At 34.2% G+C, this 18,219-nt stretch carries 13 protein-coding genes and 1 other RNA gene; 6 read left to right on the top strand and 8 right to left on the bottom strand.

Annotated elements, in window-relative coordinates:
* Window positions 1-3,984 (bottom strand): hypothetical protein (locus EKM01_RS06265; RefSeq protein WP_199749405.1); only part of this gene is annotated, 3,984 nt, incomplete at its 3' end.
* Between the two features lie 95 nt (window positions 3,985-4,079).
* A complete protein-coding gene (locus tag EKM01_RS06260) occupies window positions 4,080-4,445 on the bottom strand; it encodes a hypothetical protein (protein WP_126459218.1) in 366 nt (121 codons plus the stop codon).
* A 729-nt stretch (window positions 4,446-5,174) separates the two neighbouring features.
* Between EKM01_RS06260 and EKM01_RS06255 the strand changes: the two genes are divergently transcribed.
* From EKM01_RS06255 to EKM01_RS06245, 3 genes are all read left to right on the top strand, one after another.
* Window positions 5,175-5,660: a histidine phosphatase family protein gene (locus EKM01_RS06255; RefSeq protein ID WP_126459221.1), complete on the top strand. Its 486-nt coding sequence runs from the start codon at window positions 5,175-5,177 to the stop codon at window positions 5,658-5,660.
* Complete coding sequence (gene ppk1 / locus EKM01_RS06250) at window positions 5,657-7,732, top strand: polyphosphate kinase 1 (RefSeq protein ID WP_126459224.1); 2,076 nt, start codon at window positions 5,657-5,659, stop codon at window positions 7,730-7,732. The genes EKM01_RS06255 and ppk1 overlap by 4 nt, the downstream gene beginning before the upstream one ends.
* A gap of 81 nt (window positions 7,733-7,813) precedes the next feature.
* Window positions 7,814-8,704, top strand: a complete 891-nt coding sequence (locus EKM01_RS06245) for a Ppx/GppA phosphatase family protein (protein WP_126767425.1) — start codon at window positions 7,814-7,816, stop codon at window positions 8,702-8,704.
* A gap of 23 nt (window positions 8,705-8,727) precedes the next feature.
* Here the strand turns inward: EKM01_RS06245 and EKM01_RS06240 are convergent, their stop codons facing one another.
* From EKM01_RS06240 to EKM01_RS06230, 3 genes are all read right to left on the bottom strand, one after another.
* Window positions 8,728-9,102, bottom strand: a complete 375-nt coding sequence (locus EKM01_RS06240) for a DNA polymerase III (protein WP_231507343.1) — start codon at window positions 9,100-9,102, stop codon at window positions 8,728-8,730.
* Window positions 9,103-9,395: 293 nt separating this feature from the next.
* Window positions 9,396-10,481, bottom strand: a complete 1,086-nt coding sequence (gene dnaX, locus EKM01_RS06235) for a DNA polymerase III subunit gamma/tau (RefSeq protein ID WP_126451676.1) — start codon at window positions 10,479-10,481, stop codon at window positions 9,396-9,398.
* A 168-nt stretch (window positions 10,482-10,649) separates the two neighbouring features.
* Window positions 10,650-10,958: a hypothetical protein gene (locus EKM01_RS06230; protein WP_126459229.1), complete on the bottom strand. Its 309-nt coding sequence runs from the start codon at window positions 10,956-10,958 to the stop codon at window positions 10,650-10,652.
* Window positions 10,959-11,079: 121 nt separating this feature from the next.
* Between EKM01_RS06230 and rnpB the strand changes: the two genes are divergently transcribed.
* Both rnpB and EKM01_RS06220 read left to right on the top strand, forming a co-directional pair.
* Window positions 11,080-11,411, top strand: an RNA gene (gene rnpB, locus EKM01_RS06225) — RNase P RNA component class A.
* A gap of 128 nt (window positions 11,412-11,539) precedes the next feature.
* Window positions 11,540-12,457 carry a ketopantoate reductase family protein gene (locus tag EKM01_RS06220; RefSeq protein ID WP_126767422.1) on the top strand — a complete coding sequence of 306 codons (918 nt, stop codon included), beginning with the start codon at window positions 11,540-11,542 and terminating at the stop codon, window positions 12,455-12,457.
* A gap of 14 nt (window positions 12,458-12,471) precedes the next feature.
* On the opposite strand, the gene EKM01_RS06215 is transcribed toward EKM01_RS06220, so the two are convergent.
* Window positions 12,472-13,065, bottom strand: a complete 594-nt coding sequence (locus EKM01_RS06215) for an RsmD family RNA methyltransferase (RefSeq protein ID WP_126451673.1) — start codon at window positions 13,063-13,065, stop codon at window positions 12,472-12,474.
* Window positions 13,062-13,868 (bottom strand): DUF3822 family protein, encoded by an 807-nt coding sequence (locus EKM01_RS06210; protein WP_126459235.1) that lies wholly within the window; start codon window positions 13,866-13,868, stop codon window positions 13,062-13,064. The genes EKM01_RS06215 and EKM01_RS06210 overlap by 4 nt, the downstream gene beginning before the upstream one ends.
* A gap of 167 nt (window positions 13,869-14,035) precedes the next feature.
* On the opposite strand from EKM01_RS06210, the gene EKM01_RS06205 reads away from it, so the two are divergent.
* The gene (locus tag EKM01_RS06205; protein WP_126459238.1) at window positions 14,036-15,457 is read left to right on the top strand and encodes an ATP-dependent RecD-like DNA helicase; all 1,422 of its coding nucleotides are present in this window, start codon (window positions 14,036-14,038) and stop codon (window positions 15,455-15,457) included.
* Window positions 15,458-15,643: 186 nt separating this feature from the next.
* Here the strand turns inward: EKM01_RS06205 and EKM01_RS06200 are convergent, their stop codons facing one another.
* On the bottom strand, window positions 15,644-18,145 hold the full coding sequence (locus tag EKM01_RS06200) for a hypothetical protein (RefSeq protein ID WP_126742094.1): 2,502 nt from the start codon (window positions 18,143-18,145) through the stop codon (window positions 15,644-15,646).
* Between the last annotated feature and the right edge of the window lie 74 nt (window positions 18,146-18,219).

Below are 18,219 nucleotides of genomic sequence, written 5' to 3'. Positions count from 1 at the left end.
TAAAACATTGGAGAAAGCTGTTCCTCCGTTGGCACCATTTACAGCAGTTCCAGCATCATCATTAGCGACAATAGCAGCGCATTGCAAAGTTCCGCCACTAGTACTTGCTGTGTTGATAAATGCTCCGTATACATTAATATCATTTATTACACTCGCAAGTGACCCTACACTAATTCTGATTTCGTCAAAAGATTGAGTACTCTGAAAACCCACATTATAGATTCCAGGACCAGAGTCATACGGAGGTATCGTCAAAGATAGATTTAACAATAGTGATGCACTTTTAGACTCTCTAAATACACCGTCTAAATAAGTAGAAATAGTTAACGAATTGAACAAATCTAACTGGATCAAACTATTCAAATCTTTTATTGTAAATCCTGCATAACTACCCGCAGGATAAGTAGACAACTGATCTAAAACAGCTATAGAAGCTGGAGCAATTACTCCTGCGGTAACTAAAACCGAAGCAAAATCAGTAGTGTTTGCTGTTAATACATTATTTGTATTGTTAACTGCGCAGGCCACACAAGCCAATCCATCAACACCGGTTTTTCCACTATCAATGATTACAGGAAAAATTGGATTCGTCAATGCGTATGTTTTATTGCATTCTAAGATTACCGGACACAATTTTTGGAAAATAGCACTGTAAACATTCACAACTCCCAGACTCACTGTTGCTGTATTAGTAATAGTAATACGAGCTTCATCAAAAGATTTAGTTGTAACAAAACCAATTGTCTGTAAACTACTTCCTACCAAAAGATTGGTTCCTACCGTAACTAAAGCAGCATTTCCAACTTTAGTTTCCTGAAGAACTCCATTAAGATACGTTCTTATAGTGACTGCGTCGAGTGCATTTACATTCAACAATGAAGGATTCTCTATTGTAAAACCTACAAAAGAACCTATAGGATAATCTTTTACCTGATCTTTTACAGAAATACTACCGCTGTTTCCAACACTTATCGTTAAATTTATTTGAGCAAAATTTGAAGTATTCTGATCTATCAAATTGTCTGCATTGTTTATTGAACAAAGTGCACAAACTAAACCATCAATACCTGTATTTATACCATTAATATAAACTGGATAAGTAGGAGCTAACATCGCTGTTTGTGTATTACAAACCAAATCAGGCCCAGCACAGAAATTTTCAAAAACAGCACTATAAACTCTTGTTGAACCTAAATTCAGAGACAATGTCTGGTTAATGGAAAGCTGAACTTCATCAAATGATTTTGTTGAAACAAAACCCACTTTATACCGACCAGGATTGTTTAATAAAGAGCCATTGACTACCAAATTATTACCCAAAAAAGATTCTTGCTGAACTCCATTAAGGTATGTAATTATTGATATATTCCCTAAGGCTGAAACATTCAGCAAATTAGAGTTTTCTATTTCAAAGCCAGCATAAGTACCCGCGGAATAATCCGTTAGTTGATCTTTTACAGCAATACTTCCCGAAGCAGCGACACCAGCTGTTAAAGTTATTGTAGCATAATCATTTGTATTAGCGCTAATGACATTCGAAGCATCGTAAATAGTACCTAAACTTATGCCTGAAATGCCAGTATGTGACGGTTCTAAACTTACTGGATAAGCTGGAAGATTCATTGCCGATGCGGTATTACAACTTAAAGCCGGACCTGTACAATAGTTTTGGATAACTGGGTAATAAACATCAATAGTATTTAACAAACTAGCCAAACCTTCTACAGAAATTTCAATCGCATCAAAATCTTGAGTTGTATTAAAACCTACTACATAATTATTTCCTGAACCGTTAAGCAATCCTACACCCAAAAGAGAAGAACCCGAAGCTGTTTCTTTTAATGTACCGTTCAGATATGTTCTAATTGTAATTGAGCCCAGTAAATTTAAGCTCAATAAATTACCAGTATCAATCCTGTACCCTACATAAGTACCAGCAGAATAATCCGTATCTGTGTCTGTCACTCTATAATTTGCTGAACCTGCTGCGCCAATAGTTACAAATGCAGTTGCAAAATTATTCAAGTCTGTATCTATTAACCTAGAAGCATTAGGAACCGCACAAAGCACACACACACCGTTGATACTTGCTGTTGCTAATAGGTTACCGTAAGTGCTATCAATAAAAGGAAGTGGAGTATCTGAATTACATTGAGCTGAGACAATATTTGTTGTTATAGTCTGGCTTACTGAATCACTGCGATTCCCACAGTTGTCGGATGCATCCCAAGTTCTGGTTGTACTGTATAATCCAGGTCGACTGCCAGGTGTTTGAGTGGTAGAAAGTATATTAACTGTGGTTATTCCACAAGTATCAGTTGCAGTTGGCGGACTAAAAACAGGTGTTGTCGGAGAATTAATTGTAATATTTTGACCGGCAGCACTTATTATTGGGGCTACTAAATCTTTTATTGTATATGTATAAGACCAGTTGCGGGTATATGGAGTTTCACTTGGATTACATGTTGTATAATCTACATAAGACCACGTGTAAGTTTTTGTAGTATTACAAATTGAAGATGAATTAGGCTCTTTAATAGTTAGACCTGTAAATATGATATCATTACCGCAATTGTTTTTAAAAGTAGGAGTTGAAGGTAGAATAGCTTCTGCTGCACAACTTACTATTGAACCACCATTCATAAAAGCGGAAACAAAATTAGATCTACCACAGGCATCTGTAACTTTTAGTTGGAGTGCTACGTTCCCAATTACAGAAGGAGCGATGTAGGTTGTTGGGTTTGTTGAAGTGCTTGAAAAAGTCCCACCTCCAATAGCGGACCATTCATAGGTAACCGCCCCCTTATTTCCAGTCACAGTTGCTATTAATGGATACGTTTGACTAGGAGTTAATGCAGTTGGAAAAGAGCTGTTAAGGTTTACATTAATTTGTTGTTTAATTCCAGCCAATAGTACAAAGTTAAAAAATGATCTTTGAGCCGCAATCATAGATTCAGTAGTTCCACTGTTATATTCATGAGCCGCTTGATACATTACCATACCCTTGGTAGCATCACCATAAGTTGGTCCATAAGCTAGAAGAGCAGCCGGATTTTCAGGGAAAGTGTAATTTCTACCAGAGTCCGTATAATTGTTTTGATAAATGGCTACTTTAGTAGTACTTCTCCATAAAGATTCTGCTTTTGGAAGATAGATTCGTTCTGATCCATTTTGTAGTGAAGCATCCATTTTCCCAATAAACTGCATCACCGGATCAGCATTAGCGGATGGATTATAAGTTCCAACAACGATTGGCTTATTGTGATTTCCCCATGGCTCTAGACCTTTTTCCGTAAGAAAATTAAATGGAGTTGTATTCCCCGCACTCACTATGTCTAATGCGCTTACTGCATGACAGCCTACCCAAAGATAGCCGCCATTATGCATATAATTTCTTAGTGCGATAACATACGCCGAAGACCAATTCTGTGGATCAGCATGTGGCAGTACGTAAATATCACCACAATTTGTAAGTTGAGTTGGGTTACTTTGTGTTACATAAGAACTTGATGGAATTCCGGCATTAAGATAATATGGAGTTATTAGGCTACCATTTTCGGTATCTAGTAGTGCCCTTGGCCAGCTGGTAAGTTTATTAAATATGGGTGCAGTGAAGGGTGCTGCAATCGGGCCATCAATAACAACCCCATTTGATCTCCAAGTGGCAATAAGGGTTCCTAAAATAGCGGCATCCTCAGCAGCAATTATAAAAGTTCCCCCTTTATAGGCTTTAGATCCAATTGAAAAATCAGCACCATCTTTAACTTTTGAGGAGTTTATTGACCAGTATACTGGTACATTTTTATCGCGAATCAAAGTGTAAACTAAGCCATAAGGCTTTAAACCTTTGGCAACTGTAGTGTTTTGCCCCATATCAATAATATAAGAGCCTGCATCGAATGTTTTGTTGGGATTAGTTTGAGAATGTATAGGACTTTCAGACATAAAGAAAGCCAATAAAAAAAGAGTAATTTTAGTTTTCATACAATCAAATTTTAATTAATTGAGGAGTATTATTTTGAATTTTAAAAATCAAATTCAAGTCTTAAAGCATAATAATGTTGAAAAACAAAATGATATTAGTAGCCGGCTTGGTCTTCAAAAACAATGTTTTCAAATTTCCAGGAAGCAATTCCACTATCTTTAGACTCTAAACAATTCCAACAAACTATTTGTGCTGTTTTGTCATCTAGAGGTATCATAATGTTAGCCGTAAAAAGATCCCCATTTTTGAAAGTAATGACATAAGTAAGTTTTACATCTTTTTCATTTTCATTCTTAATTTCAAAATATCCAGAATCGCCATTTTCATTTTCACAAGTTCTAAGAAATAGTAAGGATTCCGTTTTGCTTTGACCAAAAGAAATCCAATCTGAACATTTGTTCGAGCTTAAATTTGATGAAATGAACACGATAGTAATTGTATAAAGTAAAATTATTTTCATTTTTTGTTTTTTAAATTCCTAATTTTTGTTTTATCCTTCAGAACTTTTAAATAACATACATTCTGTTTTTGAATGATGTTTTGCTAGCAATTATTTGTATTGTATTTAAATGAAATTTTTCTAGTCCTTTGTTCTGTTAATACACTGAATAGTATTTACAAAGTCAGTCTGACTATTCATTAATGAAGATGAATGATATATTTAGAGTGAAGGACTTTTCAAAAAAATTTGATAAATCTGAGAAGATATTTTTTGGGGTAAAGTATTTTTTTTCATGTAGGTATGAGTGATTATATTCAGGTTTTTTTAAACAGGGCAATGTTTAAAAGAGCTAAATTATAGGTAATACAGCAGGTTTGTTTCTTTTTTCTATAAACTACTTAAAAAGTCGATGAAAGGTAAAATTTTTTAAAAAAAAAAGATAAAAAACGGAAAAGAAAGTTAATTTTTTATAATATAGGGATATAATTATTTGCCATAAAAAGAGGTTTTGTAATTTTTGTTTATAATTTAACCATCTATTTACTAATAGACTGATTTAAGGTGACTTATTTTTTAGACTGTTTACTAAAAACATTTTTACCAACTAAAAAGCACCTTGTAATGATTCTTTTTGATACTAATAACATAGTTTTTAATAAAAAAATTTAAATAATAAACTTAGTTTTTGTAAATTGTATCTGATTATTTAATTTCTTATGTTTAGAGACCCTAAAATTATTTTACATTATGAAAAATTTAATTATAGTACGTCATGCAAAATCAAGTTGGGAGGTATCGTTACACGATAAGGATCGTGCTTTAACAAAGAGAGGCATACAAGATGCGCATCTTGTTTCTTCGGATATTAGCCATTTTATACCCAAAACATATCTAATCTGGACGAGTACAGCCAAAAGAGCAACAGACACTGCGTTAATTTTTGCTCAAAATTTAGCATATCCTATTGACTGTATCATTTACAAAGACGACCTTTATACCTTTGATGAAAAAAAGCTTGAGAAAGCTATTAAATCCTGCAGTAACAGTTTCGAAAATATTATTCTTTTTGGACATAACGGGGCAGTTACAAATTTCGTGAATAAATTTGGGGATGTTTTCGTTGAAAACATTCCTACAACCGGATTTGTATCCTTAGAATTTGATACTGAAAATTGGAAAAAAATAAAAAAAGGTAAAATAAAAAAAATTATATTCCCCAAAGATTTAAGATGAATAAAGTAGTAGCACATAAATATATTGATAGAGAAAAAAGTTGGTTGGCATTCAATGCCAGAGTGCTTCAGGAAGCTGGAGATAATTCAGTTCCGTTACTAGACAGATTGCGGTTTTTAGGTATTTTTTCCAATAATTTAGATGAGTTTTTTAGAGTTCGTTTTGCCGCCATCAGACGATTAAGTTTAACAGGGATAACCGGAGAAAAATATCTTGGGGGTATTTCAGCACAACAATTAGTCAAAGATATCACTGAAATTGTTATCCAGCAGCAATCCGAAAGTTTGCGAATTTTGAGTGTAATTGAATCGGAACTCGAGAAAAAAAATATATTTATCATTACGGAAAATGATATCTCCACACAACAAGAAATTTTTTTGAAGGACTTTTTTATCCAAAAATTAAGTCCTGAATTAGTCACTATTATATTAAATGATTTAGCAGAATTTCCATTGCTAAAAGATACATCCGGATACCTGGCAGTGAAGTTGGTGATGAATCACACCTCAGAGATTCGCTATGCCGTTATCGAAATTCCTAAAACAATTAACCGTTTTGTGGTTTTGCCCTCTGATAATGAAAAACAATATGTAATTCTTATTGATGACGTGATTCGACATAATTTAAGCAGCATCTTTAATATTTTTGATTATAAAAGTGTTTCAGCACACATGATCAAAATTACCAGAGATGCGCAATTGGATATCGATAGTGACTTAAGTAAAAGCATGATCGAAAAGATATCCTTGAGTGTAAAAGACCGAAGAATTGGAGAACCAGTTCGCTTTATTTACGACCAATTGATTGAAAAAGATACCTTACAGTTTTTTCTTGATGAAATGAAAATTGAATCAACAGATAGTATTATTCCAGGAGGGAGATATCATAACAGAAGGGATTATATGAATTTTCCTAATCTTGGGCGATTTGATTTATTGTACAAAACGAATGATCCTTTACCCATTCCTGGGCTAAGTCTCGAAGGAAGTATCTTAGAAAAAATTAGCCAAAGAGATTATTTATTAAATGCTCCTTATCAGTCTTTCTCCTATCTCACACGATTTTTGCGTGAAGCGGCATTGGACCCAAAAGTGACTTCCATTAAAATCACATTGTATCGTTTAGCTAAAAATTCTCAAATTATTAGCTCTCTGATTAATGCGGCTAAAAATGGAAAAAAAGTAACGGTTCAAATCGAATTACAAGCTCGTTTCGATGAAGCTTCAAATATTTCCTATGCTGAACAAATGCAATTAGAAGGTATTGAACTTATTTTTGGAATAAAAGGGCTAAAAGTCCACAGTAAAATATGTGTCATCGAAAGAAATGAAAATGATAAGATAAAACGATATGGTTTTATTTCAACAGGAAATTTCAACGAATCTACCGCCAAAGTCTATACTGATGTGACTCTTTTTACGAGTCACCAACAAATTTTGAAAGATATCATGAAGATTTTTGAGTTTTTTGACATTAACTACAGGGTGAATCGTTACAAACATCTGATTGTTTCGCCTCACTATACAAGAACTCGATTTGTAAAATTAATAGACCGTGAAATTACACATGCATTAGCCGGAAGGAAAACACATATGAAACTAAAAATGAATAGTTTGTCTGATTTTGCAATGATAGATAAGTTATATGAAGCCAGCAGGGCAGGAGTGAAAATTCAACTTGAAGTGAGAGGAATTTGTTCCTTAATACCCGGTATTGCTGGAATGAGCAATAACATAGAGGCCATAAGCATTGTGGATAATTATTTAGAACATTCCAGAGTTTATATTTTTGGAAATGCCGGACAAACCGAAGTTTATATTTCATCCGCAGATTTCATGACTAGAAACTTAGATGACCGTGTCGAAGTAACCTGTCCTATTTATGATCAGGAAATAAAAAATGAATTAATCGATAATTTTGATATCGGATGGAAAGGCAACGTAAAAGCTCGTTTTCATTCCTATAAATTAGATAATAAATACAGAGGACGAAATCATAATCCTGTTTTTAGGGCACAACTAGAGACCTATAAATATTACCAAAATAAGTTAGAACTAGCATCCAAAAAGTAAGTAGTATCATCCCGGTAATCATTTGTTTGATACATTAAATTGAATAATGATTTTTTATAAGGAATAACGAATCCAAACAAAATGATTAAAATAAAAAAATATGCAGCAATCGATATTGGATCTAATGCCATGCGCTTGCTAATTACAAATATAGTAGAACAAGAAGGCAAAGAGCCACAGTTTAACAAAAGTTCCTTGGTTCGTGTTCCTATTCGTCTTGGGCAAGATGCCTTTACCGTTGGTGAAATTTCAGAAGAAAATATTGAAAGAATGTGTGATGCCATGAAAGCTTTTAATCTTTTGATGAAAGTTCACAAAGTAGAATCCTATAAGGCTTTTGCTACTTCAGCCATGCGCGAAGCCTATAACGGTAAGGAAGTTGTGACAATAATAAAGAAAAAAGCCGATATAAAAATTGAAATTATTGATGGTAAAAAAGAAGCAGCCATAATTGCTTCTACTGATTTACATCATTTATTAAAGACGGATCAAACCTATCTTTTTGTAGATGTTGGTGGGGGAAGCACCGAGTTTACATTGTTTTCGAATGGAAAAATGAAAAATTCAAGATCCTTCAAAGCCGGAACCGTACGTTTATTAAATGACATGGTTTGCGATGTAGTCTGGGATGAAATAGAAAAATGGATTAAAACAAATACGCAGGAATACGATGAAGTTACCTTAATAGGTTCTGGCGGAAACATTAATAAGCTTTTTAAAATGTCCGGAAAAATACAAGAAAAGCCCTTGTCGTACATTTATATGAATTCACAATACGCTTTCCTGAATTCCCTTAGTTACGAGCAAAGAATATCTGAGTTGGGATTAAATCCGGATCGTGCCGATGTAATTATTCCTGCAACCAGAATCTATCTGAATGCTATGAAATGGAGTGGTGCCAGAAATATTTATGTTCCTAAAATTGGACTTTCAGATGGTATTGTAAAAGCCATGTACTACAATAAAATTTAAGTTTCCAATCTAAATTATGTGTATTATGCATCTAAATCTAATCCAAATGTTGTTCGTAACAGATCAATATTTGGATTTATTTCATGAAGTCTGTTGTAACGGTCTTGGTCATTAAAATTTTTTCTGCTTTGAATACTTTCATTTACAATCACTTCAATTGTAATGTCGTGATTGTGTAAATGCCCTTTTAAATATCCCAAAAGCCCATTTAATTCTTTTTCAAAATCAAGTTTTGATCCTTCATTGGGCAACTCAATTGTGATGGCAGTCCCACTTAATACCGGATCATTAATGAGCAGGAGTGATTCCATAATTCGAAACCCTTTCTCTCCTAAGCGTTGTGCATATTTATTCCAATACAGCAACATTTCAGTCTCGCTAAAAGTTTCTGTAGGCAAATTAAGAACTTCTTTTATTATTCCTTTATTGCTTTCTTCTAAAGCTTTTTTTGCCCGAATACTGGATAACGAAAAAGCTGAAATCTTAGGCTCGTTTCCTGATGGGTTATGGGTTATGGGTTTTGGGTTTTGGGTTTCAGGTTGAACAACTTCAGGTTTAAACTCTTCGGCTGAGTTCTGAGAAACAGTTTCGGATTTGGAAACTGGAACTTGATTTTTGACATTGCCATTGCCATTGTTTTTTTGAATTTCTACTATAGCGTAATCATTCTTCCTGTAATAAGTAGGTGGAATTATAAATTGGTCAACTTTTTTTTTTCTCCATCAAAAGTGATAGAGGCCAGTTGCATAAGGCAAAGCTCAACAAGAAGTCGTTGATTTTGACTCAGTTTGTACTTTAAATCACAATCATTTGCTATTTCGATTCCTTTCAAGAGAAAATCTTGACTGCAATTTTGTGATTGCACGCCATACATTTGTTGTGCTTGTTCTCCAACTTCTAATAAAGATAAAGTTGCAGGTGTTTTAGAAACCAGTAAATCTCTAAAATGAGAGGCTAATCCGGATACAAAATGGTGTGCATCAAATCCTTTGGCAAGAATTTCGTTGAAAGCGATTAATAATTCCGGAATTTTGTTTTCCAAAATCAAATCTGTTACATTAATATAGGTTTCGTAATCCAACACATTCAAGTTTTCCGTAACGGCCTGACGTGTCAACTCTTTTCCACAAAAAGAAACTACTCGGTCAAAAATAGACAACGCATCTCGCATGGCACCATCAGCTTTTTGAGCAATGATATGCAAAGCGTCATCTTCAAAATTTACGCCTTGACTGGCAGCCACTTCAGCAAGATGTTCTTTGGCATCCTTTACGGTAATTCTTTTGAAATCAAATATCTGACAACGAGAAAGTATCGTTGGAATAATTTTATGTTTTTCGGTCGTTGCCAAAATAAAGATGGCGTGTTTTGGCGGTTCTTCCAATGTTTTCAAGAAAGCATTAAAAGCTGCGGAAGACAACATGTGAACCTCATCAATAATATACACTTTGTATTGTCCCGTTTGTGGCGGGATCCGAACTTGGTCAATCAAATTCCTGATATCATCAACAGAGTTGTTTGATGCGGCATCCAATTCAAAAACATTAAAAGCGAAATCTTCATTTGGATCATCGTATCCGGGCTGATTTATTTTTCGAGCCAAAATACGAGCGCATGTCGTTTTGCCAACGCCACGAGGCCCTGTGAATAATAAGGCAGAAGCCAAGTGATTGCTTTCTATGGCATTCAATAAAGTATTGGTAATGGCTTTTTGTCCTACAACATCTTTAAATGTTTGAGGACGATATTTACGGGCCGATACTACAAATTGTTCCATAGAATTTTATTCGAAAGCAAATATAGGTTTTAATTTAAAGATGGAAAAATTTAAGTATTGAAAGATTTTATAATTTTTCAAATGGTTTTTATTTCCCAAATTCCCTAGCCCAGATAGAAGAGAAAATCAGATTTTTAAGTGTTTTTTTTTAACGGTATTATGTGTTACCTAAAGTTTGGATTGTCCACCGGTTTCGATGCATAATTTTTCTAAAACAACTGCGGCGTCATTATTTGAATTTGCCGAAAAACCAGCTACAAAAACTCCTTTTTTACCAGAATCAGAGCTGATTCCATATACTACTGATTCTTCGTCAGGATCAGTATCCCCTTCGTAGCGGTAGACGTGATTTACTTCAAATTTATGTGGATTAGATTTAATATCATCTTGATGAATATTAAAATCATAGGTAAAACCTTTTTCTTTTAGATCTTCTAAGGCTTCTATTACGGTGGTATAATGGTACATTGGTTTCATGATTAATGAAAGATTTATTGTTATTTATAAAGGTAACTAATTTATTATTAAGTCATTGCGAAAAGGATGTTAAAGTAAATAATCTAAAATGGCGATACATGAAAAAATATTGTAATTTTGCACCGCAGACCGCCTTATCGCTGTTTTGAGCAATCAAAAGAGAGGAAAGTCCGGACACCAAAGGGAAGCATAGCGGGTAACACCCGTCGGTTCAAGTAATTGGATTAGGACAAGTGCAACAGAAAGTATGTACAGGTAATGCTGTAGTGAAACCAGGTAAACTCTATGCGGTGAAATATCAAGTATATCAGCATTTAAGGGCTTCTCGTCCGTTGTTGAAGGGTAGATAGCTTGAGTCCCGCAGTAATGCGGGATCTAGATAAATGATAAGGCTCCGACCCGATAGCTATCGGGATTCGGAGACAGAATCCGGCTTATAGGTCTGCATTTTTTTTGTTAAAAGATTTAATAAAATTTAGGATTGTAAAATCTAAAAGGAAACCATTAAGATATTAGTTTCATTAAGTTCCACGGCTTAATTTTCTAAATTCCTTAATGGTTTACTTTTTTAAATAGTGCTTATGATAACACGAATTGGAATTTTAGGATTAGGTGGAGTAGGCGGTTATTTCGGAGGATTATTAGCCAAAGCTTATTCTGAGTCGGATGCAATCGAAATTGTCTTTATTGCTCGTGGCGAAACCCAAAAAGCAATAGCCCAAAAAGGTTTGAAAATTATTTTAGAGGAGAGTGAAACCATTGTTTTTCCTAGTTTAGTTTCTAACGATCCAGAAGAAATTGGGGAGCTGGATTACCTTATTTGCGCCACTAAAACCTATGATATCGAAAAAAGTTTTGAATCTATAAAAAACTGTATCACTCCAGATACGATAATTCTTCCTTTATATAATGGCGTTGATGCCACGGCACGCATACAAATACTATTTCCTGAAAATAATGTATTACAGGGTTGTGTGTATATTGTTTCGATGATTGTTGCTCCCGGTGCGATCAAAAAAATTGGTGCTTATGAAAAATTATTCTTTGGTTCAAAAAATGCTCCGGTTTCTAAATTAAAGGAATTACAATCTATCTTCGAAAAGGCAAATATTGAAAGTTATCTTGTTGAAAATATAGAAGAAACGATTTGGGAAAAGTTTATTTTTATTTCAGCTCTGGCTTCAGCAACTTCATGTTTGAACCAAAACATTGGAGGAATTTTAAATAATCCTGAAAATAAGGCAGTTTATAGCTCATTATTAAACGAGATTTCTGCTGTTGCTTTAGCAAAAGGATTAGCGATGCCAATTGACATTGTTGCTCAAACTATTGCTAAATTAGAGAAGTCCCCACAAGACAATACATCATCAATGCACAGAGATCTATTAGCAGGTAATAAAACGGAAGTGGGTTCCTTGACAGAATATGTAGTTAATGAAGGTTTGAAATTCGGGGTTGATACTCCAATATATAAGCAAATATTGGAGCAATTGTCTTAAAATTGTTTCCGGAATTATTCTTCGTCACTATCGTTTTGGTCTGATTCATTTTCAGAATCTTCCTCGCCAGAGCCAATTTCGAAGAAACTAAAAATGGAACCACCATAACTTTTTTTAAATGAAAAGTGAATCATGTGATCCAGTTTGGTATATTTAGAATGTTCAATTACCATCATTCCCTCTTCATTGAGCAGTTCTTTTTCAAAAATCAATGAAACAATTTTTTCAAAAGTATTCTGGTCTAATGCATAAGGTGGATCTGCAAAAATGATATCGTACGAAGTTTTACACCGTTCTAAATAGGTAAAAACATCACTTTTTGTAGCAGCTATATTAAAATCATATTCGGTTGCCACTTGTTTGATGAATTTTACACAACCAAAATCCGCATCGACAGAGGTAATTGGGGTGCTGCCACGAGAGGCAAACTCGAAACTGATATTCCCGGTTCCAGAGAATAAATCTAATATTTTTAGTCCTTCAAAACTGAAATGGTTGTTCAAAACATTGAATAATGCTTCTTTAGACATATCGGTAGTGGGACGAACTGGGAGTCCTTTTGGCGGAAAAATGCGTCTTCCTTTGTATTTTCCTGAAATGATTCTCATGAGTTGAAAAGTATAAAATGATTTCTGTTTTCGGCCTCAGAAAAATAATTGTTCCATCGCAAATCTTCCACATCAATTAGGGAAACATTGCGAATGTATTGGTAAGCTATTTTGAAAAAAGCACTCTCGGTTTCAATTTTCCCTATCATTTCCAGTTGAAAGTTCTCTGGATTTAAATTCAATTGTTCGGCTGTAAATAAGATGTAATACATAAAATCTTCAGGTGTGCTGTATTCAAAAGAATTGAAAAGCAATAATTTTTGGTTTTGAACCACAATGATTTCAAAATGACCTGAATTGAAATGAATAAACATCTTTTTTTGGTCAATGTTTTTGGAGGCAACCAAAAGTTTCGAAACTAAAATACTATTGGCGTGTTTATAATCAAAAGAGCCAAACTGATCAATAAAAAAATTATTGATATTCACGTACGGAATATAGACGGCATTCATTTGATTATTTGGTATTTCATCAAACGCAAAAAAATCAGTTTCAAAAACCTTTGTATTGTATTGTAAGTAACTTCCTAGAAAGTTTTCGTCAAAAAGTGCTGTAGGTACAAACGTAGAAAGATTGTTGTTGTGGATCACCAGAACGGCGTCATAGGTATCCTTTAATTCTGGATAATTCTGAAAGGCATTGGCAAACAAATCTTCAATTTTGGTAGTGGTGTCAAATGGATCAAAATGTATCTCATTGAATGAAATAACAGTGTTGTTCAGCATATCAAATGTACAAAAAGAAAGTCCCTTCAATGAAACTTGAATGGAAAGTTTTTTATAATTTTTTTCGACTATGTTCATAATAAGATTACTTTTTCTAAACAACGCAAACTTACAAATTTTAAAATCAATAACAATATCAATTGCAATGTCAATAGCCAAAATCAATAGTAATAATTGAAAATTGAAATTGCTATTGACATTGAAATTGAAAAAACATTCTCTACCTTGCATGTAAATTATACCAAATGAATTCCTCCTCTTTTTATAGTCTTTTACAAAAAAAATTTCCTTTTCAACCGACACACAAACAGGATATTTTTTTTCAAAAAATAGCTATTTTTTTAACGGACACGCATAACGATACCATTTTTGTTTTAAAAGGATATGCGGGAACCGGAAAAACTACCGTAATAGCTACGATTGTAAATAGTTTAGTAGAAATCAATAAAAAGTATGTTTTATTAGCGCCAACAGGGCGTGCGGCAAAAGTGATTGCTAATTATTCCGATAAACCGGCTTTTACAATTCATAAAAAAATCTATTTTCCTAAGAAATCTTCCGGAGGTGGCGTCTCATTTACTTTGCAACAAAACAAACACACCAACACGATTTTTATTGTTGATGAAGCTTCGATGATTTCGGACACCAATTCCGATTCTAAGCTTTATGAAAATGGTTCTCTACTGGATGATTTGATTTCCTATGTGTATTCAGGCACGAATTGCAAAATGATTTTACTGGGAGATTCGGCTCAATTGCCGCCGGTAAATTTAGATATCAGTCCCGCATTGGACATTCAAACATTAAGTATTAACTACGATAAAGAAGTCGAATATATTGAGTTGGACGAAGTGATGCGTCAGGAAGAAAATTCGGGGATTTTGCACAATGCCACGGAACTTCGAGAACTATTGAAGGATTCTTTTATAACTGAATTCAAATTTGATGTCAAAAAATTCAAAGATATTGTGCGCCTAACTGATGGCTATGATATTCAGGACGCCATTAATTCTGCTTACAGTAATTATAGTATTGAAGATACTGCTTTTATTGTTCGTTCCAATAAAAGAGCGAATCAATATAATGAACAAATCCGAACCAAAATCCTCGATAAAGAAAGCGAACTTTCTACAGGTGATTTCCTGATGGTGGTGAAAAATAATTATTTCTGGTTAAAAGACTCTGATGAAGCAGGTTTTATTGCCAATGGTGATATTATCGAAGTCTTGGAAATTTTCAATATCAAAGAATTGTATGGTTTTAAGTTTGCCAAAGTAAAAATCAGAATGATTGATTATCCCAATCAGATTCCGTTTGAAACAGTATTGTTATTGGACACCATAAAAAGCGAATCGCCATCATTAACCTATGAAGAGTCCAACCGATTGTATCAGGAAGTGCTGAAAGATTACGAAGGTCAAACAAAATTCAATCAATTCCAAAAAGTAAAAGCCAACGAATATTTCAACGGCTTACAAGTAAAATTCTCGTATGCCATAACCTGTCATAAATCACAAGGTGGGCAATGGAATACGGTTTTTATAGAACAACCGTATTTGCCGGACGGCATCAATAGAGATTATATTCGGTGGTTGTATACCGCAATGACCCGAGCCAAAAACAAATTATATTTGATCGGATTTAAAGATGAAAATTTTGTGGAGTAAATCTAAAAATAACCGCAAATTCGCAAATTTTTCTATTTAATTTTTAATATATAATTTGCGGATTTGCGGTAAAAAAAATAGCTATGAACTCATTAAACGACTTACATAAAATTTCAGGCTCTTTTTTGAATACAAGTTATTGGGGATTCTTCTCGTATGACTTCAGTAAAGATTATGTAGATCTACTTATTTTGTTTTTTCGAGTACAAATTCCAAAGTATCTACAAAAGCACCATCGATACCATTATCGATTTCAAAATTCTGGTAGGAGGGACTTGCCTTCATCTGTAAATTTTCCAATTGAAGTGAATCCATTTTCGCAACATATTGTCCCGATTTTAAACCCAAATAACTAAAATAACCATCGGGTTCCGAAAGAATACTGGCGATTAATGTATCGTGTAAATCATAGATAGCGACTTTTAAGCCTCCAGTTCCCAGAAGTTGCTCATTTTCTTTTCGATACACCATTCCGGAAACTTCTCCCACAACCACAACCGGAATTTCAATTATTTTTAATTGATTGGGATTTAGTATACAATTTAAAGTTTTGTTATTTATGCGCCAAGCAATAGAATTAACTTTGGCGGTATTAAGTTCCACATAATTATTAATATAGGGTTCTAATCCGGTTATAATGGTGGTTCCATCGGGATTAACGAGCTGACGGTCACCGCCCATTACTATGATCTGGACTCCTTTTACCAGAGGTTCTTTGGCCTCTTTTTTTCCATTTCCATTGATGTCTAAAAACGGAACGAATTTTACACTCGCTCTGCCCACACTTATTTGGTTATTAAAACGTACAAAATTAGCTTGGGGTTCAAAGATTAAGCTTCCGCTGGCAGATTGCGAAAAAGAAGCACTATTTTTATAAAAAACACTTGAAAATCCAGTATTGATATGATCGAAATTATGTGTAAAACTAATTTGAAAACTACTGTTTTGATTCTTAAAATTATAATCTAAAGAGGCTTGAATATAGCCTTTTTTAAAAATTGGCTTTCTCAATTGTGTTTGCAATGTCGTCATGGCATTGGCATCATATCCATAGCGCAATTGGGGAACAAGGACAAATCTTTTAGGAAGTTGGAATGAGGTAGAAATATTGCTGTATACCGATGGTTTTTGGTTTTTGGTAAAAAAGGCATTGGTGGTAAAATTAAAATTAAATCCAAATGAATTTCCCGAGAGTAAAAATTCAGAAGTGGTAAATTTAGTGGTACTAAATAGGTTTTCTTGAATGGTAAATCGGGAAGTTCCCGAAAAAAAAGAACTGCGATGTGGCATGGAAATACTTGCTTTCCGCATTTCGGAATAATTGAATCGAACGGCTTGTTGGTTCTTATCGTATTTGCTATAATCAAAGTCAAAACGAAGGTTTTTGGGTGTCGTATAATTCAAATTGAGATCATACAGCACTTTTGAATAATAGCTTGCCGTAAGAAATAATTGAGACGAGAGTCGAAAGGATGAATTCAAAAACGGAATACTTTTATTCGATTCTAAAGAGGAAATATATTCTATTCCACCTCCCAAAGTGACGTGATTAGAAAGTCCATAATTTACTTTTGCACTGGTAAAAATACTGCCTTTGCTATCCTCAATAATCCCGGAACTGATCGTGTATTCTACCTCCTTTTTTGGAAGGAAAAGAGCAGGAACTACAAATTGATTGCTAAATAACTGCTCTTCGCCCCAAGGTCCATAATATCGGAGTGTAACTTCGGTACGACCGTACATTAAAGGAACGTTGAACGAAAAGAAACCGTTGGCATCTGCCTGAAGATAATCGATTAATACATTGTTGATGTAGAGTTCCACCGTCCAATTGGCCTGGGTATGATCGCTCAAGATATACGTGCCAAAAGATTTTCTGATTTGGGTAGAGGCATTCGTGATCTGAGCTCCGATAATGGGAAACAAAATTGTCGCTTTGGAAGGAGCTGAAATTTTTCCTAAAGTGAACTGCTTAATATATTTGTTTTCATTGTTCACATAGCGCCATCGATAAAACTGGTTTTTGGCCACTATGGGTTGGTTGCTGGTGTAATTTAGCAAAGTGGTCAATTCACCTCCAGCTACAATGCCGCCTAAATTGAGGAGTAATCGTTCTGAATGACTTCCTTCAGATTGTTGTATGGTATTAACAGCCCAATTAGCTGTTCCAAAATGAAGTAGTGGTTTGTCACGTACGATAGTTGTGTCCGCTTTAAATTCCATTTTCATTTTGTTGATGTTATCGCGCATTTCTAGCAATCGGGCTTCTCTAATGGCGGGAAGTTCGAGTTTTGAGACCATTTCAACGGATAAACTCCTAAAGCTAAAATTATTTTCGAGCCCAAATATTTGATTGAAATAAGAAGCGTTTAAAAATAAATTTGTTTTGGTACGAATAAAATCGCTTGATTTCAGGGTGTAAACTTCCTCTTTGTAGCTAATGGTGTTGGTGTTTTGGTCAATTTTGAAGGTGTTATTTTGATTAATAAAAAAACCTTCAATAGTAGTAAAATTAGAATTGGGTATATTTCGTATTTTAATATAATCCAAAACTTCGGATACCGAAAGATAGACTTTAGATCCGCATATTACCGAGGAAATTTCGGTGGCACCAATGTATTTTACCTGAAGCAGCACTAAAACTTCATCGCAATCTTCCTCTTGTGCAGTAGCAGAAAAGGCTATCATGGAGAAAAGGAATAGAGATATGATGTTGTACAATTTAGTCATAAAGAACGAAGAGTAGCAAGTACTTTTGCTAA

It is taken from the genome of Flavobacterium sp. RSP46 (genome assembly GCF_003984825.1).
Lineage (GTDB): Bacteria > Bacteroidota > Bacteroidia > Flavobacteriales > Flavobacteriaceae > Flavobacterium.
This window is presented reverse-complemented; position numbering and strand designations above follow the sequence as displayed.

What these genes read in the sequence shown, in the direction of transcription:
- ppk1 (WP_126459224.1), top strand. Translation starts at nt 5,657, where the DNA reads ATGAATAAAGTAGTAGCACATAAATATATTGATAGAGAAAAAAGTTGG.
- EKM01_RS06255 (WP_126459221.1), top strand. Translation starts at nt 5,175, where the DNA reads ATGAAAAATTTAATTATAGTACGTCATGCAAAATCAAGTTGGGAGGTA.
- EKM01_RS06220 (WP_126767422.1), top strand. Translation starts at nt 11,540, where the DNA reads ATGATAACACGAATTGGAATTTTAGGATTAGGTGGAGTAGGCGGTTAT.
- EKM01_RS06205 (WP_126459238.1), top strand. Translation starts at nt 14,036, where the DNA reads ATGAATTCCTCCTCTTTTTATAGTCTTTTACAAAAAAAATTTCCTTTT.
- EKM01_RS06200 (WP_126742094.1), bottom strand. Translation starts at nt 18,145, where the DNA reads ATGATAGCCTTTTCTGCTACTGCACAAGAGGAAGATTGCGATGAAGTT.
- EKM01_RS06260 (WP_126459218.1), bottom strand. Translation starts at nt 4,445, where the DNA reads ATGAAAATAATTTTACTTTATACAATTACTATCGTGTTCATTTCATCA.
- EKM01_RS06245 (WP_126767425.1), top strand. Translation starts at nt 7,814, where the DNA reads ATGATTAAAATAAAAAAATATGCAGCAATCGATATTGGATCTAATGCC.
- EKM01_RS06230 (WP_126459229.1), bottom strand. Translation starts at nt 10,958, where the DNA reads ATGAAACCAATGTACCATTATACCACCGTAATAGAAGCCTTAGAAGAT.
- EKM01_RS06215 (WP_126451673.1), bottom strand. Translation starts at nt 13,065, where the DNA reads ATGAGAATCATTTCAGGAAAATACAAAGGAAGACGCATTTTTCCGCCA.
- EKM01_RS06210 (WP_126459235.1), bottom strand. Translation starts at nt 13,868, where the DNA reads ATGAACATAGTCGAAAAAAATTATAAAAAACTTTCCATTCAAGTTTCA.
- dnaX (WP_126451676.1), bottom strand. Translation starts at nt 10,481, where the DNA reads ATGGAACAATTTGTAGTATCGGCCCGTAAATATCGTCCTCAAACATTT.